This window comes from Succinatimonas hippei YIT 12066, assembly GCF_000188195.1.
Taxonomy (GTDB): domain Bacteria; phylum Pseudomonadota; class Gammaproteobacteria; order Enterobacterales; family Succinivibrionaceae; genus Succinatimonas; species Succinatimonas hippei.
On sequence record NZ_GL831038.1, the window covers coordinates 1 to 1,202 of the forward strand.

Below are 1,202 nucleotides of genomic sequence, written 5' to 3' on the forward strand. Positions count from 1 at the left end.
ATAGGAATTTTAAAAAATGGCAAAGGAAAAGTATGTACGTTCTAAGCCCCACGTTAACGTAGGCACCATCGGTCACGTTGACCACGGCAAGACCACTTTAACCGCTGCATTGACCAAGGTTCTTTCCGAGCATTTCGGCGGTAACGCAATGGCATTCGATCAGATCGACAATGCTCCTGAAGAGAAGGCACGTGGTATTACCATTAACTCCGCACACGTAGAGTACGACACCGAGAAGCGTCACTATGCACACGTTGACTGCCCGGGCCACGCTGACTACGTCAAGAACATGATTACCGGTGCAGCCCAGATGGACGGTGCAATTTTGGTAGTAGCAGCCACCGACGGTCCTATGCCGCAGACTCGTGAGCACATTCTGCTTGCCCGTCAGGTAGGCGTACCGTACATTATCGTCTTCTTGAACAAGTGCGATATGGTAGACGACGAAGAGCTGCTTGAATTGGTAGAGATGGACGTACGTGACTTGTTGAACCAGTACGACTTCCCGGGAGATGACACTCCGGTAATTCGCGGTTCAGCATTAGGTGCATTGAACGGCGAGAAGCAGTGGGAAGACAAGATCCTCGAGTTGGCCAATGCATTGGATACTTACATTCCTGAGCCGAAGCGTGATATCGACCATCCGTTCCTGCTTCCGATTGAGGACATTTTCTCGATTTCCGGACGCGGTACCGTAGTAACCGGCCGTGTTGAGCGCGGAATTGTCAAGGTAGGCGACGAAGTAGAAATCGTCGGTATTCGTCCTACCGCCAAGACCGTAGTAACCGGTGTAGAAATGTTCCGTAAGCTTTTGGACCAGGGACAGGCCGGTGACAACGTCGGCGTATTGCTCCGCGGAACCAAGCGTGAAGACGTCGAGCGCGGTCAGGTATTGGCAGCCCCGGGTTCAATTACTCCGCACACCAAGTTTGATGCCGGCGTATACGTATTGAGCAAGGATGAAGGCGGCCGTCATACTCCGTTCTTCAAGGGCTATCGTCCGCAGTTCTTCTTCCGTACCACAGACATTACCGGTACTATTGATTTGGAAGAAGGCGTTGAGATGGTAATGCCTGGTGACAACACCAAGATGACCGTAACCTTGATTCACCCGGTTGCAATGGCCAAGGGCGAGCGCTTTGCTATTCGTGAAGGCGGCCGTACCGTTGGTGCCGGTGTTGTTGACAACGTCATCGAATAAT

At 52.0% G+C, this 1,202-nt stretch carries 1 protein-coding gene; it reads left to right on the forward strand.

The window, feature by feature from the left end; all coding sequences use genetic code 11:
- The first annotated feature begins 16 nt into the window (after positions 1–16).
- Positions 17–1,201: an elongation factor Tu gene (tuf, locus tag HMPREF9444_RS07335; RefSeq protein WP_009143775.1), complete on the forward strand. Its 1,185-nt coding sequence runs from the start codon at positions 17–19 to the stop codon at positions 1,199–1,201.
- Position 1,202: the final 1 nt, after the last annotated feature.